General features: G+C 68.7%; 17 protein-coding genes. 12 read left to right on the top strand and 5 right to left on the bottom strand.

Annotation, left to right across the window (positions count from 1 at the left end; all coding sequences use genetic code 11):
* The first annotated feature begins 209 nt into the window (after positions 1–209).
* The 3 genes from FVE89_RS02610 to FVE89_RS02600 all read left to right on the top strand — a co-directional run bounded on the left by FVE89_RS02610 (position 210) and on the right by FVE89_RS02600 (position 2,878).
* Positions 210–1,025: a UDP-2,3-diacylglucosamine diphosphatase gene (locus FVE89_RS02610; RefSeq protein WP_160532551.1), complete on the top strand. Its 816-nt coding sequence runs from the start codon at positions 210–212 to the stop codon at positions 1,023–1,025.
* Positions 1,026–1,035: 10 nt separating this feature from the next.
* Positions 1,036–2,082, top strand: a complete 1,047-nt coding sequence (locus FVE89_RS02605; RefSeq protein ID WP_160532550.1) for a glycosyltransferase family 1 protein — start codon at positions 1,036–1,038, stop codon at positions 2,080–2,082.
* A 136-nt stretch (positions 2,083–2,218) separates the two neighbouring features.
* The gene (locus FVE89_RS02600) at positions 2,219–2,878 is read left to right on the top strand and encodes a ribonuclease HII (RefSeq protein WP_160532549.1); all 660 of its coding nucleotides are present in this window, start codon (positions 2,219–2,221) and stop codon (positions 2,876–2,878) included.
* Between the two features lie 21 nt (positions 2,879–2,899).
* Here FVE89_RS02600 and FVE89_RS02595 read toward each other — a convergent pair whose 3' ends face one another.
* Positions 2,900–4,027, bottom strand: coding sequence for a PA0069 family radical SAM protein (locus FVE89_RS02595; protein ID WP_160532548.1), 1,128 nt, complete (start codon positions 4,025–4,027; stop codon positions 2,900–2,902).
* Positions 4,028–4,177: 150 nt separating this feature from the next.
* Between FVE89_RS02595 and FVE89_RS02590 the strand changes: the two genes are divergently transcribed.
* The 3 genes from FVE89_RS02590 (at position 4,178) to FVE89_RS02580 (ending at position 7,663) form a co-directional block, all read left to right on the top strand.
* Entirely contained in the window at positions 4,178–4,708 is a 531-nt protein-coding gene (locus FVE89_RS02590) for a hypothetical protein (protein WP_160532547.1), read from the top strand.
* Positions 4,709–4,835: 127 nt separating this feature from the next.
* Positions 4,836–6,284, top strand: coding sequence for an amino acid permease (locus FVE89_RS02585; protein WP_160532546.1), 1,449 nt, complete (start codon positions 4,836–4,838; stop codon positions 6,282–6,284).
* A gap of 488 nt (positions 6,285–6,772) precedes the next feature.
* The gene (locus FVE89_RS02580; protein WP_160532545.1) at positions 6,773–7,663 is read left to right on the top strand and encodes a glycosyltransferase family 2 protein; all 891 of its coding nucleotides are present in this window, start codon (positions 6,773–6,775) and stop codon (positions 7,661–7,663) included.
* Between the two features lie 309 nt (positions 7,664–7,972).
* On the opposite strand, the gene moaB is transcribed toward FVE89_RS02580, so the two are convergent.
* Complete coding sequence (gene moaB, locus FVE89_RS02575; RefSeq protein ID WP_160532544.1) at positions 7,973–8,530, bottom strand: molybdenum cofactor biosynthesis protein B; 558 nt, start codon at positions 8,528–8,530, stop codon at positions 7,973–7,975.
* Positions 8,531–8,646: 116 nt separating this feature from the next.
* Between moaB and maiA the strand changes: the two genes are divergently transcribed.
* Both maiA and FVE89_RS02565 read left to right on the top strand, forming a co-directional pair.
* Positions 8,647–9,294: a maleylacetoacetate isomerase gene (gene maiA / locus FVE89_RS02570; RefSeq protein WP_160532543.1), complete on the top strand. Its 648-nt coding sequence runs from the start codon at positions 8,647–8,649 to the stop codon at positions 9,292–9,294.
* Between the two features lie 145 nt (positions 9,295–9,439).
* The gene (locus tag FVE89_RS02565; RefSeq protein WP_160532542.1) at positions 9,440–10,771 is read left to right on the top strand and encodes an NAD(P)/FAD-dependent oxidoreductase; all 1,332 of its coding nucleotides are present in this window, start codon (positions 9,440–9,442) and stop codon (positions 10,769–10,771) included.
* A 32-nt stretch (positions 10,772–10,803) separates the two neighbouring features.
* On the opposite strand, the gene FVE89_RS02560 is transcribed toward FVE89_RS02565, so the two are convergent.
* Positions 10,804–11,934 carry an ABC transporter substrate-binding protein gene (locus FVE89_RS02560; protein WP_160532541.1) on the bottom strand — a complete coding sequence of 377 codons (1,131 nt, stop codon included), beginning with the start codon at positions 11,932–11,934 and terminating at the stop codon, positions 10,804–10,806.
* Positions 11,935–12,076: 142 nt separating this feature from the next.
* Between FVE89_RS02560 and FVE89_RS02555 the strand changes: the two genes are divergently transcribed.
* The 4 genes from FVE89_RS02555 to FVE89_RS02540 all read left to right on the top strand — a co-directional run bounded on the left by FVE89_RS02555 (position 12,077) and on the right by FVE89_RS02540 (position 14,943).
* Positions 12,077–12,643, top strand: coding sequence for a protein-tyrosine-phosphatase (locus FVE89_RS02555; protein ID WP_160532540.1), 567 nt, complete (start codon positions 12,077–12,079; stop codon positions 12,641–12,643).
* A gap of 185 nt (positions 12,644–12,828) precedes the next feature.
* Positions 12,829–14,151: a PLP-dependent transferase gene (locus FVE89_RS02550; protein WP_160532539.1), complete on the top strand. Its 1,323-nt coding sequence runs from the start codon at positions 12,829–12,831 to the stop codon at positions 14,149–14,151.
* A 2-nt stretch (positions 14,152–14,153) separates the two neighbouring features.
* Positions 14,154–14,342 (top strand): hypothetical protein, encoded by a 189-nt coding sequence (locus FVE89_RS02545; protein WP_160532538.1) that lies wholly within the window; start codon positions 14,154–14,156, stop codon positions 14,340–14,342.
* Positions 14,326–14,943, top strand: coding sequence for a carbonic anhydrase (locus tag FVE89_RS02540; protein ID WP_160532537.1), 618 nt, complete (start codon positions 14,326–14,328; stop codon positions 14,941–14,943). The genes FVE89_RS02545 and FVE89_RS02540 overlap by 17 nt, the downstream gene beginning before the upstream one ends.
* Before the next feature lie 190 nt (positions 14,944–15,133).
* Here the strand turns inward: FVE89_RS02540 and FVE89_RS02535 are convergent, their stop codons facing one another.
* Together FVE89_RS02535 and FVE89_RS02530 are read right to left on the bottom strand one after the other, a co-directional pair.
* Positions 15,134–15,673 carry a GNAT family N-acetyltransferase gene (locus tag FVE89_RS02535; protein WP_160532536.1) on the bottom strand — a complete coding sequence of 180 codons (540 nt, stop codon included), beginning with the start codon at positions 15,671–15,673 and terminating at the stop codon, positions 15,134–15,136.
* 96 nt (positions 15,674–15,769) lie between these two features.
* Positions 15,770–16,906 carry a branched-chain amino acid ABC transporter substrate-binding protein gene (locus tag FVE89_RS02530; protein ID WP_160532535.1) on the bottom strand — a complete coding sequence of 379 codons (1,137 nt, stop codon included), beginning with the start codon at positions 16,904–16,906 and terminating at the stop codon, positions 15,770–15,772.
* Between the last annotated feature and the right edge of the window lie 3 nt (positions 16,907–16,909).

Here is a 16,909-nt window from a genome sequence, read left to right as displayed (position 1 = left end):
TGAGGCGGCGATGCTCGAAAGGAAAACCGGAAAAACTTCCGGAACTTGGCAAAAAAATTTTTTGTGCGCCGCAACGAAGCCGATCTTCGGTTGAGAAGCTTCGCCGCACTGCACGCCTTCTGCGGAGGAAACCGCAGCGATCGCGTCATCAAACTGAGATGGGATCGCGCTCTGGATTCCGACACCGTTCGCCGCCGGGAGAGGAAGCCGTGGCCGAGGTTGAGGAGATGCCGGTCCGGGTGCGGACGCTGTTCCTGTCGGATCTGCATCTCGGGACGCGCGGCTGTCAGGCCGGGATGCTGCTGTCGTTCCTGAGGGATTACGACGCCGACACGATCTACCTCGTCGGGGACATCGTGGACGGCTGGCAGCTGCGCTCCGGATGGTACTGGCCGCAGGAACACAACGACGTCGTCCAGAAACTGCTGCGCAAGGTCCGCAAGGGCGCCAAGATCGTCTACCTGCCGGGCAATCACGACGAGTTCCTGCGCGACTATGTCGGCATGAATTTCGGCGGCATCGAAGTCGCCGAGACCGCGATCCACGAGGCGGCCGACGGGAAGCGCTACCTCGTGATCCACGGCGACCAGTTCGACATGGTGGTCCGCCACTCGCCCTGGCTCGCCCATCTCGGCGACGGGGCCTACACGCTGGCCCTGACCCTCAACACGCTGCTCAACAAGGTGCGGCGGCGGGTCGGCCTGTCCTACTGGTCGCTCTCGGCCTGGGCGAAGCTGCGGGTGAAGAACGCCGTCAGCTTCATCGGCCGGTTCGAGACGATCCTGGCCGAGGAGGCCCGGCGGCAGGGGGCCGACGGGGTGATCTGCGGCCACATCCACCACGCGGCGGACCGGCCGATCGGCGACCTGCGCTACCTCAACACCGGCGACTGGGTGGAATCCTGCACCGGGCTGGTGGAGCATTACGACGGCCGCATCGAGGTCCTGCATTACCCGAGCCTCCTGCGTGCCCGGGCCGCGGAGGCCGTGCCGCAGGCGGTTCCGGGCCGGCGCGCGGTGGCGTGAGGACGCCCCGGTGAAACTCCTGATCGCCAGCGACGCGTGGCATCCGCAGGTCAACGGCGTGGTGCGCTCCCTGGAGCAGATGGTCCGCCGCGCGCCCGAGCACGGCTTCGAGACGACCCTGCTGACGGCGGCGGATTTCCCCTCGCTGCCCATGCCGGGCTATCCGGAGATCCGCCTCGCCTATGCGGCGCGGGCGCGGGTGGCGGCGCGCTGGCGGGCGGAACGGCCGACCCATGTGCACATCGCCACCGAGGGTCCGGTCGGGTACGCGGCGCGGCGCCACTGCCTGTCCCACGGCCTGCCCTTCACCACGAGCTACCACACGCGCTTTCCCGAATATCTCGCGGCCCGCCTGCCGGTGCCGGAGGCGTGGTCCTACGCCTATCTGCGCCGCTTCCACGGGGCCGCCCGCGGCACGATGGTGAGCACCGCCTCGCTCCAGGGCGATTTGGAGGCCCGGGGTTTCACCCACCTGATGCGCTGGACCCGCGGGGTCGATACCGAGCGGTTCCGCCCGGCCGCGCCCGGCGCGGCGGCGCCCGCGGAACTCGCCGGCCTGCCGCGGCCGCTGTTCCTCTATGTCGGCCGGCTGGCGGTGGAGAAGAACATCGCGGCCTTCCTGAAGCTCGACCTGCCGGGCACCAAGATCGTGGTCGGCGACGGGCCGGACCGGGGGCGGCTCCAGGGGCTGGCGCCGGGGGCGCGGTTCCTCGGCACCCGGACGGGGGCGGCGCTCGCGGCGATCTACGCGGCCTGCGACGTGTTCGTGTTCCCGAGCCTGACCGACACGTTCGGGATCGTGCTGCTGGAGGCGCTGGCCTGCGGCCTGCCGGTGGCGGCCTTCCCGGTGCCGGGCCCGAACGACGTGATCGGGGGTACCCGGGTGGGGATCCTCGATCCGGATCTGCGCGCCGCCGCGCTCGCCGCCCTCGACCTGTCCCGGTCCGAGTGCCGGGCCGAGGCCCTGCGCCGGGGCTGGGAGGTGAGTGCCCGCCAGTTCTTCGGCAACATCATCGAGGCGCATGGCGGCGAGCGGCAGGTCCGGGATGCCGCCTGAACGGGTTTCCAAAGAGCTTGCCCTTTGGTGGCGCGTCGGGGCAAAGCCCTGACTGTCCTGCAGGGCGCCGCCCTGCACTCGCAAAAGGTCGCAGACCTTTTGAAACCCTGACTTTGGTGATCCTGCGGAGAGGGCCATGCGAGCCGCCCGGGCGACGGCACGCCCGTTCGATCCGTCCCGCGCCACCGCCTATCCGGCGGCGATCGGCTGCGACGAGGTCGGGCGCGGGGCCTTGTGCGGCCCGGTGGTGGTGGCGGCGGTCTGGTTCGATCCGGCGGCGATCCCGCCCGCCCTGCTCGCCGCCCTCGACGACAGCAAGCGCCTGCCCGAGCCCGAGCGGGAGCGGCTCGCGCCGCTGATCCGTGCCGAGGCCCGCGTCGCCGTGGCGGCAGGATCTCGGGCGCTGATCGACCGCATCAACATCCGCGCCGCCACCCTCGACGCCATGGCGCGCGCGGTCGCCCGCCTGGGGATGACGGCGCCGGTCCTCGTCGATGGTCGGGACGCGCTGCCTGGGCTGCCTGGTCGGGCCGTCGTCGGCGGCGATCGTCTGGTGCCGCAGATCGCCGCCGCCTCGATCCTGGCCAAGGTGTTTCGCGACGCGCTGATGCGGCGCCTCGCCCTGCGCCATCCCGGCTACGGCTGGGAGCGCAACGTCGGCTACGGCACGGCCGTTCACCGGGCTGGCCTGACCGCCCTCGGCCGGAGCCCGCACCATCGGCTGAGCTTCACCCGGGGGTTCGACGGGGTTCCCCAAGGGCGAGCCCTTGGGCGGGTTCTGAGGGCAGAGCCCTGAGATCTTGACCAGGGCGCTCCCTCAGAACAGCGCCAGTTGCGCCCCCGGCCGGCGGAACGCCTCCCGGTTCAGCGCCATCCGGCCGAAGCCGTAGCCGAGCCGGGTCCCGGCGATCCGGACGCGCTGGCCGATCATCGCCGCGTAGGCACCCTCGCCGCGGAAGCGGTGGCCGAACCGGGGATCGTTCTCGCGCCCGCCCCGGGCCTGCCGCAGCAGCGCGAAGGCGCGCGCCTGCCGCTCCGGGTAATGCTCGGCGAACCAGTCGGCCACCAGATCGGCGACCTCGCCGGGCAGCCGCAGCAGGGCGTGGCCGATGCGGCTCGCGCCATGCTCCCGGGCGCGGGCGAGGATCGCCTCGATCTCGTGGTCGGTCAGCCCCGGGATGATCGGCGAGACGTTGACCATCACGGGCACCCCGGCTTCCCTCAGGCGCGCCATCGCGGCGAGGCGCTTGTCCGGGCGGGGCGCGCGGGGATCGAGCCGCCGGGCGAGGACCGGATCCAGCGTCGCCAGCGAGATCGCGACGAGGACGAGACCGTCGGCGGCCATCTCGGCCAGGAGGTCGAGATCGCGCAGCACGAGGTCGGATTTCGTGGTGATGCCGACCGGATGCCGCGCGTCCCGCAGCACCTCCAGCACCGCCCGGGTGATGCGATGGGTGCGCTCGGCCGGCTGGTAGGGATCGGTGGCCGTGCCCAGCGCGATCGTGTCCGGGCTGTATCCCGGCGCCGCGAGTTCCCGCAGGAGCAGCCGGGCGGCGTCCGGCTTGGCGAAGATGCGCGACTCGAAATCGAGCCCCGGCGACAGGCCGAGCCAGGCATGGGTCGGCCGCGCGTAGCAGTAGATGCAGCCGTGCTCGCAACCGCGATAGGGGTTGATCGAGCGGTCGAACGGGATGTCGGGCGACGTGTTGCGGGCGATGATCCGGGCCGCCCGTTCCGGCGTCACCTGCGTGCGCAGCGGGGCGGGATCGTCGGCTGCCCAATCCGGATCGTGGAAGGTTTCCCGCCGCGCCGCCTCGAAACGGCCGGTGGGATTGGAGGTCGCCCCCCGCCCACGGCGCCCGGCCTCGGGCGGCGTGCTGGCGGCGAGCCGCCGTGCAGCCCCTGATCGCGCCCCATCCTGCGAACCCGCCGCATCGCCCGCCATGGGGATTACCTCTGTTTCACGTGAAACATAGAGCGAACATTCGGTCGGTGGGCGCCTGTTTTTCAGGCAAAGCCCGCTTGTACACGGCTCTCGGTAACGTACCCGCCTTCCGGAGACGCGGGAATGGTTTACGGCGGCGCAGAATCGTCTATGCGCGCGCTCATGCTCTCTGCGGTAACCTATCTGGCCGACCCGGCCCATCCGGACGCGATCGATCGCTTGGCCGATACCCTCGGCGTGCTCGTCTCGGGTGTCGCCGGCGGGCTGATCGGCGACGCCGTGATCGTGTCGGGCCATGCGAGCGAGGCGGTTGCGGCCGTCGCCGAGGCGACCGGCGCGACCCTCGTCGTCCACGGGGGCGGCAGCCCCTACACGGCGGGCGCCGCCGTGGCGCGACGGGACTGGATCCTGTGTCTGGAGGCTGGAGACGTGCCGGCCGAGGGCTGGATCCGCACCCTCGACCGGTTCGTCGGCACCGCCCGGCCGGAGACCGGCCTCGGCCGCCTGCGCCGCCCGGCCGCCGGCTGGCGAACCCGCCTCGTCGGCCGGATCGAGACCCTGACCGGCGCCCCCCGGGCCAGGGCAGGCGACGTGGTCCGCCGCGAGGCGCTGCGAAACGGGCCGGCCTTCCCGGCGCGCCTCACGGTTCGCCCGTTGATCGCCCGTATCGACCGGGCGTGAGGGGAAGAATATTGCGGCCCGCCACGTTGTTGTCGATCACATCGCTCCTACAACTCTGAGCTTATGGCAAAGGATTTGCGGCCCCTGCACGCGGAGGCACGCTGACCTGCCTCAGGAGGATGTTGTGATGGATGCGTCGGGCCTGATGGGGCGGAAATCGGTCGACGACATCATCGAGAGCGGCGAGGGCGAACAGCAGCTCTCGAAAACCCTCGGCGCCCTGTCGATCACCGCCATGGGAATCGGCGCGATCATCGGCGCCGGGATCTTCGTTCTGACCGGCACGGCCGCGGCCCAATATGCCGGGCCGGGGATCATGCTGTCCTTCGTGCTCGGCGGCATCGCCTGCGCGTTCGTCGGCCTGTGCTACTCCGAGATGGCGGCGCTGATCCCGGTTGCCGGATCGAGCTACACCTACACCTACGCGACGCTCGGCGAATTCTTCGCGTGGCTGATCGGCTGGGACCTGATCCTCGAATACGCCATGGGGGCCGCTACCGTGGCGGTGGGCTGGTCAGGCTACGTCACCAGCATCCTGAAGGATGTCGGGATCGTGATCCCGGCACAGTTCGCGCACGCGCCCGGCACGCCGATCGATGGCGGCGGCACCGCCCTGTTCAACCTGCCGGCCGTGCTGATCGTGGCGCTGATCACGCTCCTGCTGATGCGCGGGACGAAGGAATCCGCGCGCTTCAACAACATCATGGTGGCGGTGAAGCTCACCGTCGTCGTGGCCTTCATCGCGCTCGGCTGGGGCCACGTCGATTCGGCGAACTGGCATCCGCTGATCCCCGAGAACGACGGGACCTTCGGGCATTACGGCTATAGCGGCATCCTGCGCGGGGCGGGCGTGGTGTTCTTCGCCTTCATCGGCTTCGATGCGGTCTCGACCGCCGCCCAGGAGGCGCGCCGGCCGCAGAAGGACATGCCGATCGGCATCCTGGGCTCGCTCGCCGTCTGCACGATCCTGTACGTGCTGGTGGCCGCGGTTCTGACCGGCCTCGTGCCCTACAAGGCGTTGAACGTCCCCGATCCGATCGCCAAGGGCGTCGACGTGATCGGCATCGGCTGGTTCGCGCTGCTGATCAAGCTCGGGGCGCTGACCGGCCTGACCACCGTGATCCTCGTGCTGCTCTACGGCCAGAGCCGGATCTTCTTCACCATGGCGCAGGACGGCCTGCTGCCGAAGACGTTCTCTCACGTCCACCCGACCTACCAGACGCCCTACCGGAGCCAGGCGCTGATCGGGGTCGGGGTCGCGCTGGTGGCGGCCCTGGTGCCGATCAACATCCTGGGCGAGATGGTGAGCATCGGCACGCTCGCCGCCTTCATCCTGGTCTGCGGCGCGGTGATCTACCTGCGGCGCACAGACCGCCACATGAAGCGCCCGTTCCGCGCCCCCGCGGTGCCGGTTGTGCCGATCCTCGGCATCCTGTTCTGCCTGCTGCTCATGGCCGGCCTGCCGCTCGACACGTGGCTGCGGCTGCTGATCTGGATGGTGATCGGGCTCGTCGTGTATTTTTTCTACGGGCGGAAGCACTCCGTCCTGCGCCGCAAGGAGGGGAATGCGGCCTAGACGTCTCTATGGAGTTTTGTGAGCCGGAGACGGGTTATGGCGAGAATGAACATGGCCCGGTTATCAGCCGCTGAAGTGTTGGAGTGGGTCCAGAAGGTACGGCCCAGCGCGAGTCCGATGCAGGGTCAGGCATGCCACGCACAATCGACAGTCTTGCCGAACCCACACCCGCACGGCTAAGCTAAACTTGGCACTCGGTGATTCTGCGAGGCAGCAACGGGTCGGCCTGCACTCCACGAGCGCGGTCGGTTTAGAGCTCCTCACAAAACTCCCGGGCACCGGACATTTCCCTCTGGCCGCGACAGCGCAGCGGGAGTTTTGTGAGAGGCTCTTAAAAACGCAGTCTTTTGCGATCACCGCGCGGCATAATTACACCGTGACCCTTTGGGCAAATGAGCCGGATTACATTCAACCAATCCTGGTCTTTGGGGACTATTAGACTTAAACAAACAAAAACAATGACGCGATAATAGACAAGGTACGCGGTTATGTTTGACACACCTGTTGCGATTATTATTTTCAACCGGCCCGATTTGGTCAAGGGATTGATCGATCAACTTCGCCCAGTCGCACCCAAGAATCTTTTTGTGATCGCTGACGGACCACGTCACTCCGCGGATGAGCCTCTCGTAAGATCGGCGCGACAGGAAATAGAAGCGATAAACTGGCCGGCAAATGTTAGAAGGATTTATTCTGATATAAATCTCGGCTGCAAAAATCGTGTAGTGAGCGGACTTGAAGAGGTATTTCGAACGGTCGATCGAGCAATTATTTTGGAAGACGACGTCTGGCCTGACGAAACATTTTTTACATTTTGCGAAGAAATGCTTGACCGGTATGAAACGGACAGCCGCATATTTACGATTTGCAGCGGAAACTTTGTTGGCCGACCTGTTCCAGGGCAATCCAGCTATCATTTCTCGCTGTACGGATCCTCCTGGGGCTGGGCGACATGGCGCCGGACATGGCAAGCATACGACAGCACCATGGCTTTATGGCCGCAACTCAGGCAGGTTAACTGGCTTGCCTCGCATCTTGGTTCTTTGGAAGAAGTACAATTCTACCAGAATCCCTTCGATCTTACCCATGCAGGACAGATAGACACCTGGGATTATCAATTTCTGTATTCGTGCTGGATAAATAACGCTCTTAACATTGTGCCGAACGTCACGCTCGCGCGCAATGTCGGCTTCAATCGTCCGGACGCCACTCATACTCTCGTTGATAGCCCGGCCGCACATGTACGCGCCGAGAAGATGAAGTTTCCGCTCAAACATCCGCCGGCCATGATTCAGAGCACCGGCGCCCGGCAGATGTATCGGCAATTTCATCAGGGCCACACACCGCGCCAGAGCGACATACCTGACTTTTTTACGTAGAGCTCCGACGCTCAAACCTGATCGCTGGCTCAGCGTATCCGGTATTTCGAGATCGATGACCTGCCGAGCAACGTGCGATATGCGGACTTCAAGCACGCAAGGCGTTTCAGAAAGCTGATGCAGGTCAGGAATGGGACGTCGCGAGATAAGCGCGGCTGTCGGCGTCTGATACCTCCTGGCCGCTCGCTATGGGGCGGTACGGCTTGATCCGGTTGTTCAAGCCATCATCTCGAGCTTTGCGAAGAAGCGCGCCGCTTATCTGCGGAGCCCTCCTCCGCCGTGGGGGCAGGCAGCGACGTGGCGCCGGCTTCAAGCCGAAAGACTCGCCCCGCGCCGCAGGTGCTCATCCAGCCGCGGCATGATCTCCACGAAGTTGCAGGGTCGGTGCCGGTAGTCGAGCTGCTGGGCCAGGATCCCGTCCCAGGCGTCCCGGCAGGCGCCCGGGGAGCCGGGCAGCACGAACACGTAAGTTGCCTGCGCGACCCCCGCGGTGGCGCGGGATTGCAGGGTCGAGGTGCCGATCTTGTCGTAGGAGATGCGGTGGAAGACGGCGGAAAAGCCGTCCATGCGCTTCTCGAACAGCGGCTCCAGCGCCTCCGGCGTCACGTCGCGCCCGGTGAAGCCCGTGCCGCCCGTGGTGATCACCACGTCGACGCCCGGATCGCGCAGCCACGCCTCGACCTGCCCCCGGATCGCCGGGATCTCGTCCGGCACGATGGACCGGGCCGCGAGCCTGTGGCCGGCCTCCGTGAGGCGCTGGACCAGCGTGTCGCCGGAGCGGTCGTCCTCCGGGCGGCGGGTGTCCGACACGGTGAGCACCGCGATCGACAGGGGAATGAAGGCGCGGGGCGTGGGCTGATCGGCCATGGCGTGCAGTCTCCGGAACACACCTGCGATATGGGTCGGCCGCATCGGGATGTCGCCCCTTGCAGCCGGGCGCAAACTCGGCTGTGCTCCCGCCACCGCGTCGGAGACCCTCATCCATGCACATGTACGGCAACTGGCGCTCGGCCGCCGCCTTCCGGGTGCGGATCGCCCTCAAGCTGAAGGGCATCCCCTACGAGGAGACCTTCATCGACATCGACGCGGGCGACCACCACAAGCCGGAATTCCTGGCGATCAATCCCCAGGCCGCCGTGCCGGCCCTGTTCGACGGCGACGGCCCGCCGCTCACCCAGTCGCTCGCGATCCTCGACTATCTGGAGGAGACGAAAGGCGGCGTGCGCCTGCTGCCGGAGGAGCCGAAGGCCCGGGCGCGGGCGCGCTCCCTGGCGCAGGTGGTGGCCTGCGACACGCACCCCCTCTACGTGCCGCGGGTGCGCAATTTCCTGATGGAGCATTACGACCTGCCCCGGGAGCGGATGCTCGACTTCCTGCGCAACGCCTTCGAGACCGGCCTGCGCACCCTGGAGGCCCGACTCACCCGGGAGCCCGGGACCGGCCGGTTCTGCCAGGGCGACGCGGTGAGCCACGCCGATCTCTGCCTCGTCAGCCTCTGGGTCGGCACCGGCATCTTCGGCGTGGACACGGCGGCCTACCCGACGGTCGGACGGATCGCCGCCGAATGCCTCGCCCTGCCGGCGGTGGCCGAGGCTCATCCCCTGCGTCAGCCCGGCGCCCCGCAGCCCTGACCCACCGGCCTGACTCGCGGTGCGGGTTTCGGGCACGCGTGGCTTCGTCACGGGTGCCCTCGGCAGGCAGATGTGGCAATCGGACACCCGGCCCGTGTAAGCAGGCCGGCGTTTTAATCCCGGTGCGGGAGCGGAAAGAGTGTCGATGGCATCGGTCGAGAACGAGTCAGGTCTGCATCGCGTCGTCGTGGTGGGTGGCGGCGCCGCCGGTCTCCAGCTGGTGACGAAGCTCGGCGACAAGCTCGGGCGGGGCAAGCGCGCCCACATCACGCTGGTGGACCGCGCCCGGACGCATATCTGGAAGCCGCTGCTCCACGAGGTCGCGGCCGGCAGCCTCGACGTGGGCCACCACGCGGTCGACTACCTGCATCACGCCCACATCCACGGCTTCCGCTACCGGATCGGGCAGATGACCGGACTCGACCGCACGGCCCATACGATCCAGCTCGCGGCGAGCCACGACGCAGAGGGCCGTGAGGTCACGCCGGAGCGTACGGTTCCCTACGACACGCTGGTGATGGCGGTGGGCTCCACCACCAACGATTTCGGCACGCCGGGCGTGGCCGAGCACGCCATCGCGCTCGACACCCAGGACCAGGCGGTGCGCTTCCACCGGCGCCTCGTCAACGCCTCGCTGCGGGCGCACACCCAGGCCGGCCCGGTCCGGCCCGGGCAGCTCCACGTCACGGTGATCGGCGCCGGCGCCACCGGGACCGAGCTGGCGGCCGAGCTGCACCGGACCCTGCGGCACGTGGTCTCGACCGGCCTCGACAAGATCGATCCGAGCAAGGACATCCGCATCACGCTGGTGGAGGCGGCCGATCGCATCCTGCCGGCGGTGCCGCAGCGCCTCTCGGCCGAGGTGATGCAGCTCCTCAACAAGATCGGCGTCGATGTCCGCGTGAAGGCGCGGGTGACGGAGGTGCGGGCGGACGGCGTGCAACTCGCCGACGGCACCTTCATTCCCTCCGAACTCGTCGTCTGGGCGGCCGGCGTGAAGGCGCCGCCCTTTCTCCAGGGGATCGGCGGCCTGGAGACGACGCGCACCAACCAGCTTGTCGTGACCCCGACCCTCCAGACGACCCGGGACCCCGACATCTTCGCGATCGGCGACTGCGCCTATCTGGTCGAGGCGGGCTCCGACACGCCGGTGCCGCCGCGCGCCCAGGCCGCCCACCAGCAGGCGAGCCATCTGATCGGCCAGATCCAGGCGAAGATCGACGGCAGGCCACTCAAGCCCTTCAAGTACAAGGATTTCGGATCGCTGGTCTCGCTCGGCGAATACTCGACGGTCGGCAGCCTGATGGGCTTCGTGCGCGGCAAGAACATGCTCATCGCCGGGCTGTTCGCCCGGGTGATGTACCGCTCGCTGTACAAGATGCACGAGCAGGCGCTCCACGGCACCGTCAAGACGGCGCTCGACACCCTCGCGCGCGCCCTCACCCGCCGCACCGAGCCGCGGGTGAAGCTGCATTAAGCGCGCCTCATGCGCCCGGGGAAGGAACAACCCTATCCCCGGGCCCGGGCGCGGATCATGAAGTTGTCGTAGGTGTATTCCGCCACCTGGAACCAGAGGTATTCCTCGTTGCGGAAGGTGCGCATCGCCTCGTAGACACGCCGGAAATCAGCGTTCTTGGCGGCAATCTCGCCATAGACGTCGTTGGCGTTCTTGAGGGCGGCCTCCATCACCTCCTGGGGGAAGGGCCGCAGCAGCGCGCCGCCGGCGACCAGCCGGCGCAGGGCCTGGGGGTTGCGCGCGTCGTACTTGGCCTGAACCTCCGCGCCCACTTGGGCGGCGGCGGCCCGCAGGACGGCCTGATAGGATTTCGGCAGACCCTTCCAGGCCTCGGCGTTGAACCAGAAGTGCAGCATCGCGCCGCCCTCCCAGAATCCGGGATAATGGTAGACCGGCGCGACCTTCTGCAGCCCGAGGCGCTCGTCGTCGTAGGGGCCGATCCACTCGGCGGCGTCGAGTTTCTTGGCTTCCAGGGCCGCGTAGATCTCGGGACCGGGGATCGACTGGGGCTGGACGCCGAATTTGGTGAGCACCTGCCCGCCCATGCCGTCGATCCGGAACTTGAGCCCCTGAAGATCGGCGAGGCTCTTGATCTCGCGCCGGAACCAGCCGCCCATCTGCGCGCCGGTATTGCCGCCGGGCAGGCAGACGAGACCGGCCTTCGCGAAGACCTCGGCGAACAGCTCGGCCGCGCCCCCCGCCTGCCACCACGCGGCGGCGCCCCGGGCGTTGAGGCCGAACGGCACCGCGGTGGCGAGCGCGAAGGTCGGATCCTTGGCCATGCCGAGGGTCGCCGGCCCGTGGCCCATCTCGACGGTGCCGGCCGCGACGGCGTCGAGCAGCCCCTCCGCGGGCACCGGTTCACCGGGGCCGACGACCTTGATCTGGAAGCGGCCGTCCGTGGCTTCGGCGACGATCCGGCTGAGGCTCTCGGAGGCACCGAACAGGATGTCCAGGGTCTTGGCGTAGGCCGAGGACAGGCGCCAATGCAGTTCGGGGGCGCCCTCGGCCCGGGCCGGGGCGGCGAGCGGCGCGGCGACGGCCGCACCGAGGCCGGTGGCCAGGAGGCTGCGCCGCGTTCCGGCCTTCGAGGGGCGCGCGATAAGCGTGTCGTCCAACGGCATCTCGTCCGAGCGTGTGAGTTCCGTCCGGCGCGGATTCGCCGGCCGCAGCTAGCATGTCCGCACCGGTTCTCGAAAGCCGCGGGCGGCGGCGGCAGTTCCGTCGCGGCTCGAAACCCGCGATGACGCGTGCTAGGCGCGGGGGATGCAACCCACGCCCTCCGTCACCCTGCATACCGTCTGCGGCCTGGAGGAACTGGCCGGCCACGGGACGCGCGGCGTCAGCCACGTCCTGTCGCTGCTCGATCCCGGCACGCCCGAGCCCGAGGCCTTCGCGGCCTATGGCGACCATACCCGCACGACTTTGCGCTTCCACGATTGCCTCGGGCCCGGCGACGGCCTCGTGCCGCCCGAGCCCGAAGATGTCGCGGCGATCCTCGCCTTCGGCCGGCAGCTCGACGGGGCGGCGCATCTGCTGGTGCATTGCCATTACGGCCTGTCGCGCTCCACCGCGGCGCTGCTGATGCTGTTCGCGCAGGCCGAGCCGGAGGCTCCGGCCGACGCCCTGGTGGCGCGGCTTCATGCCCTGCGCGAGCCCGCCTGGCCCAACGCCCGGATGATCGGATTCGCGGACGCGCAGCTCGGCCGGAAGGGGCGGTTGAGCGAGGCAGTGCGGCAACTTCACGCCCTGCAGTTGCAGGTGCGCCCACACCTCGCCGAGCTGCTGCGGGGGCTGGGGCGCGGGGCGGAGGTGGACGCGGCGGAGGCCTGAACGGGCCGATTCGCGAGGCGCGGATCGGCCGGGAACCGGCATCTTCTCTCGGGTGCGCGCCGCGGGGATGAGGTGCCCGTGGGCGCCGGAAAATACGAATTCCGGTTTCCTTGATTGTCGTTCGGCCCCGCCGAAAGATCCCTGCATGGGCGCCTCGGGCGGCGCTCCGCAGGGAGACGTGCACCATGCCGAGCCAGGATCTGTCCCACGCGAGACCGGAAACGCTCGCCCTCCATGCCGGCTGGCGGGCCGACCCGACGAGCGGCTCCGTGGCGGTGCCGATCCACCAGACCACCTCGTACCAGTTCCGCGACACCGACCACGCCGAGAGCCTGTTCGCCCTGAAGGAGCTCGGCAACATCTACACGCGGGTCACCAACCCGACGGTGGATGTGCTGGAGCAGCGCCTCGCGGCCCTCGAAGGCGGCGCGGCCGCCCTCGCCCTGGCCTCCGGTCAGGCGGCCTCCGCGCTTGCCGTGCAGAACCTCGCGCGGGCCGGCGACAACATCGTCTCCTCGACCGATCTCTACGGCGGCACCTGGAACCTGTTCGCCAACACCCTGGCCGAGCAGGGCATCGAGACCCGCTTCGTCGATCCGGCCGATCCGGCTTCCTTCGCCCGGGCGACCGATGACCGGACCCGGGCCTATTACGCCGAGACCCTGCCGAACCCGAAGCTCGCGGTCTTCCCGATCCGCGAGGTGGCGGAGATCGGCCGTCCGCTCGGCATCCCGCTCATCGTCGACAACACCGCGGCGCCGCTGATCGCCCGGCCGTTCGACCACGGCGCGGCCGTGGTGGTCTACTCGACGACGAAGTACATCGCCGGCCACGGCATCGCGATCGGCGGGGCGATCATCGACGGCGGGACCTTCGATTGGGCAGCCCATCCCGGGCGCCAGCCGGCCCTGAACACGCCCGACGCGAGCTATCACGGCGCGATCTGGACGGAAGCCGCCCAGCCGATCGGGCCGGTCGCCTACGTGCTGCGCGCCCGGGTGCGGCTCCTGCGCGATCTCGGGCCGGCGGTATCGCCGCTCAACGCCTTCCTGACGCTCCAGGGCCTGGAGACGCTGCCGCTGCGCATCGAGCGCCACAGCCGCAACGCACAGAGCGTGGCGGAATGGCTGCAGGGCAGGCCCGAGGTCGCGCGGGTGATCCACCCGGCCCTCCAGAGCGGCGAGGCCCGCGAACGGGCCGACCGGGTCCTGACCGGCGGCTATGGCGGCTTGGTCGGGTTCGAACTGGCGGCGGGCCGCGCGGCGGGGCGGCGGTTCATCGATGCCCTGCGGCTGTTCTACCACGTGGCCAATATCGGCGATGCGCGCAGCCTCGCGATCCACCCGGCGAGCACGACCCATTCCCAGCTCGGCCCGGAGGCGCTGCACGCCACGGGCGTCTCCGACGGGTATGTCCGCCTCTCCGTCGGCATCGAGCATCTCGACGACATCCTGGCGGATCTCGATCAGGCGCTGGCGGCGGCCGGCGGTCTCGCCCAGGCGGCCTGACCATGCGCACTCTCCTTCGGCGCCTCATCGCCCGGACGGCCGCGCCGCATCCCGAGCCGTCCGCCTCCGATGACCGGATCCCGCCCTTCCCGATGATCGATGGCGGCGCCCTCGCCTGCCCGGACCTCGCCGCCTCCCTGGTGATCCTGGCCGTCTGCTACAGGAGGACGGCGCATGCCCGACACGACTGAAAGCGGCCGCGCGGTCTACGACGCGGTGCTCGGCGCGAATGCCCGCTATGCCGCGGGGTTCGACAAGGGTGGCCTCGCCCTTCCGCCTGCCCGGCGCTTCGCCATCCTCACCTGCATGGATGCGCGGCTCGATCCGGCGAAATATGCCGGCCTGGCCGAGGGTGATGCCCACGTCATCCGCAATGCCGGTGGCCGGGCCAGCGACGACGCCATCCGCTCGCTGGTAATCTCGCACAAGCTGCTCGGCACGACGACGTGGTTCGTGATCCACCACACGAATTGCGGCATGGAGCTGTTCACCGACGCGGTGATCGGCGATCTCCTGGAGGACAACCTGGAGACGGCGCAGTTCGACGGAACCACGTGGTCGAATCCCCGTCACGGCGGCGGCTCGCCGGCCGGCCGCACGATCGACTGGCTGACGATCTCCGACCGGTTGGGCAGCGTCGCCAGCGACGTCCGACGGATCCGGGCGCATCCCCTGGTCCCGGCCTTCATCCCGATCTTCGGCTTCGTCTACGATGTCGCCACGGGGCGCCTGGAAGAGGTGCCGGCCGCCAGCGAAGCGGGACGCCCGACCGCATCGCCGTCGATACCCTGAGAGCCTGCTCGCCCTGAAAGCCTGGGTTTCCAAAGGGCTTCGCCCTTTGGCGGGTTCTCAGGGCAGAGCCCTGAGAGAGTCACCAGGGCTCTACCCTGGACCCGCGACAGGTCTCGACCTTTCGAAACCATGACCTGATCCGCCAGCGCGAGGCGGAACACTTTGCTCCCGTCGAACAGGCTCAACCCGATCAGGCCGCCAGCACTGCCATGTCCGGCCAGAAGACGCGCAGGATCGCCGCACCTCTCGAGGCGGCCATTTGCGACGCGCCGCGTTCCACGACTTCGCCCCCCAGGCGAAGGTAGAAGCGCAATGCCGCTGCATTGGCCTCGTACACCCAGAGGTGGAGCCCTTTCAGGTCCGCCTCTGGTTCGACGCAGCCTGCGAGTGCCGTCATGAGATACGCCCCGATCCGCCTCCCGCGCATCCGCGGGAGGACGTGCAGGTTATCGATCAGACTGCCCCAGACCGGATCGCGGTCGCGATAGACGCATCCGAAGCCGAGCGCGGTCGCGTCCGTCGTTTCCGCGAGGAGGATCGTTCTGCGTGGGTCCGGGCGTCCGAGACGATCCGACCAAAATAAACGACGCTCGTCCGCGATCGGCCCGGCGAGGTAAGTCGGATCCAGGACCGTCGCATAGGCGTCGCGCCAGCTGGCCGTGTGAAGGGATGCGACCGTGGCCGCGTCGCTCGACACGGCGCACCGGATTGTGATTCCGCCGAAATCCATCGCCGGATCTGAGCTCGGCGAATGCCGGAGGTCAACGTCGGTCCAGGCAGAGCGACATCTCCGGCCACATATCGGCTCGGAGCCGCGCGAAACGCCTCACTTCCCCGCCGGCGTAAAGCTCCCGTCCTTCCACACGTAGAGCACGTAGCCCTGCGCGGTGACGTCGCCCTTGGCGTCGAATCCGACCGTGCCGAGCACGAGGTCGAACCGTTCCGTGTGCAGCGCCTGCGCGATCGGCTTCGGCTCGGCCGAATGCGCGAAATTGCCGGCCGCCACCAGGGCCTGCATGGCCGCGTAGCCGTAGATCGTCGAGCCGGTCGGGTCGACGCCCTCGGCCTTGAAGGCCTTCACCACGTTGGCGGCGGCCGGCTGACGGCTCGGATCGAGGTAGAAGGTCATCAGCACGCCGTTGCTCGCGGGGCCCGCGATCTTGGCGAAGTCCGACGTCGCGATGGCCGAAGTGCCGAACCATTGCGGGCGAAACCCCCGATCGGCGGCGATCTTCACGAGGCGCCCCATCTCGCTGGCGTCGCCGCCGTAATACACCACATCGATCCCCGCGCCCTTGAGGCGGTCGGCCAGGGCGGCATCGTCGGCGTCGCTCGGCGAGAACGAGAGCGACAGCGCCTCGTTGACCCCGATCCGGTTGAGATTGTCCTTGGTGGCGGCGGCGAGCGCCCGCGAGGCCGGGGTCTGGTCCTGGATCAGCGCGATCTTGCGGTCGCGGAACCGCTCGGCCAGCACGGCGGCCGACAGGCGGGCCTGATCGTCGTCGCGCCCGCAGACCCGGAACACGGTCGGCAGCCCCCGGTCGGTGAGCCGGGCCGCCACCGAGGCCGCGGTGATCATCACCATGCCGTTCTGGGCGTAGATGTCGGAGGCCGCGATCGAGGCGTTCGAGCAGACATGCCCGACGACGAGACGCACGTTCCCGCGCACGAAGTGGTTGGCCACCGCGGTCGCGGTGTTCGAGTCGCAGGCATCGTCCTGCACGTCGAGCGTCACGGGCTGGCCGTCGAGGCCGCCCATGGCGTTGGCGTCCCGCGCCGCGGCCTCGACGCCGCGCAGCACCTGCTCGCCCACCGCCACATAGGGACCCGAGCGCGGGACCGCGACGCCGATCACCACATCGGCCTTCGCCGGCACGGCCGGGAGGAGCGCGACACACAGGCTCAAGGATATCAGCGCGGGCCGGAACGGCCCGCTGGCGGGGACGACGCGTCCGATCTTCATCGG

Source organism: Methylobacterium sp. 2A (genome assembly GCF_009806555.1).
Taxonomy (GTDB): Bacteria; Pseudomonadota; Alphaproteobacteria; order Rhizobiales; family Beijerinckiaceae; genus Methylobacterium.
Note: the sequence above shows the minus strand (reverse complement) of the source record. Positions and strands in the feature narration are given on the sequence as shown.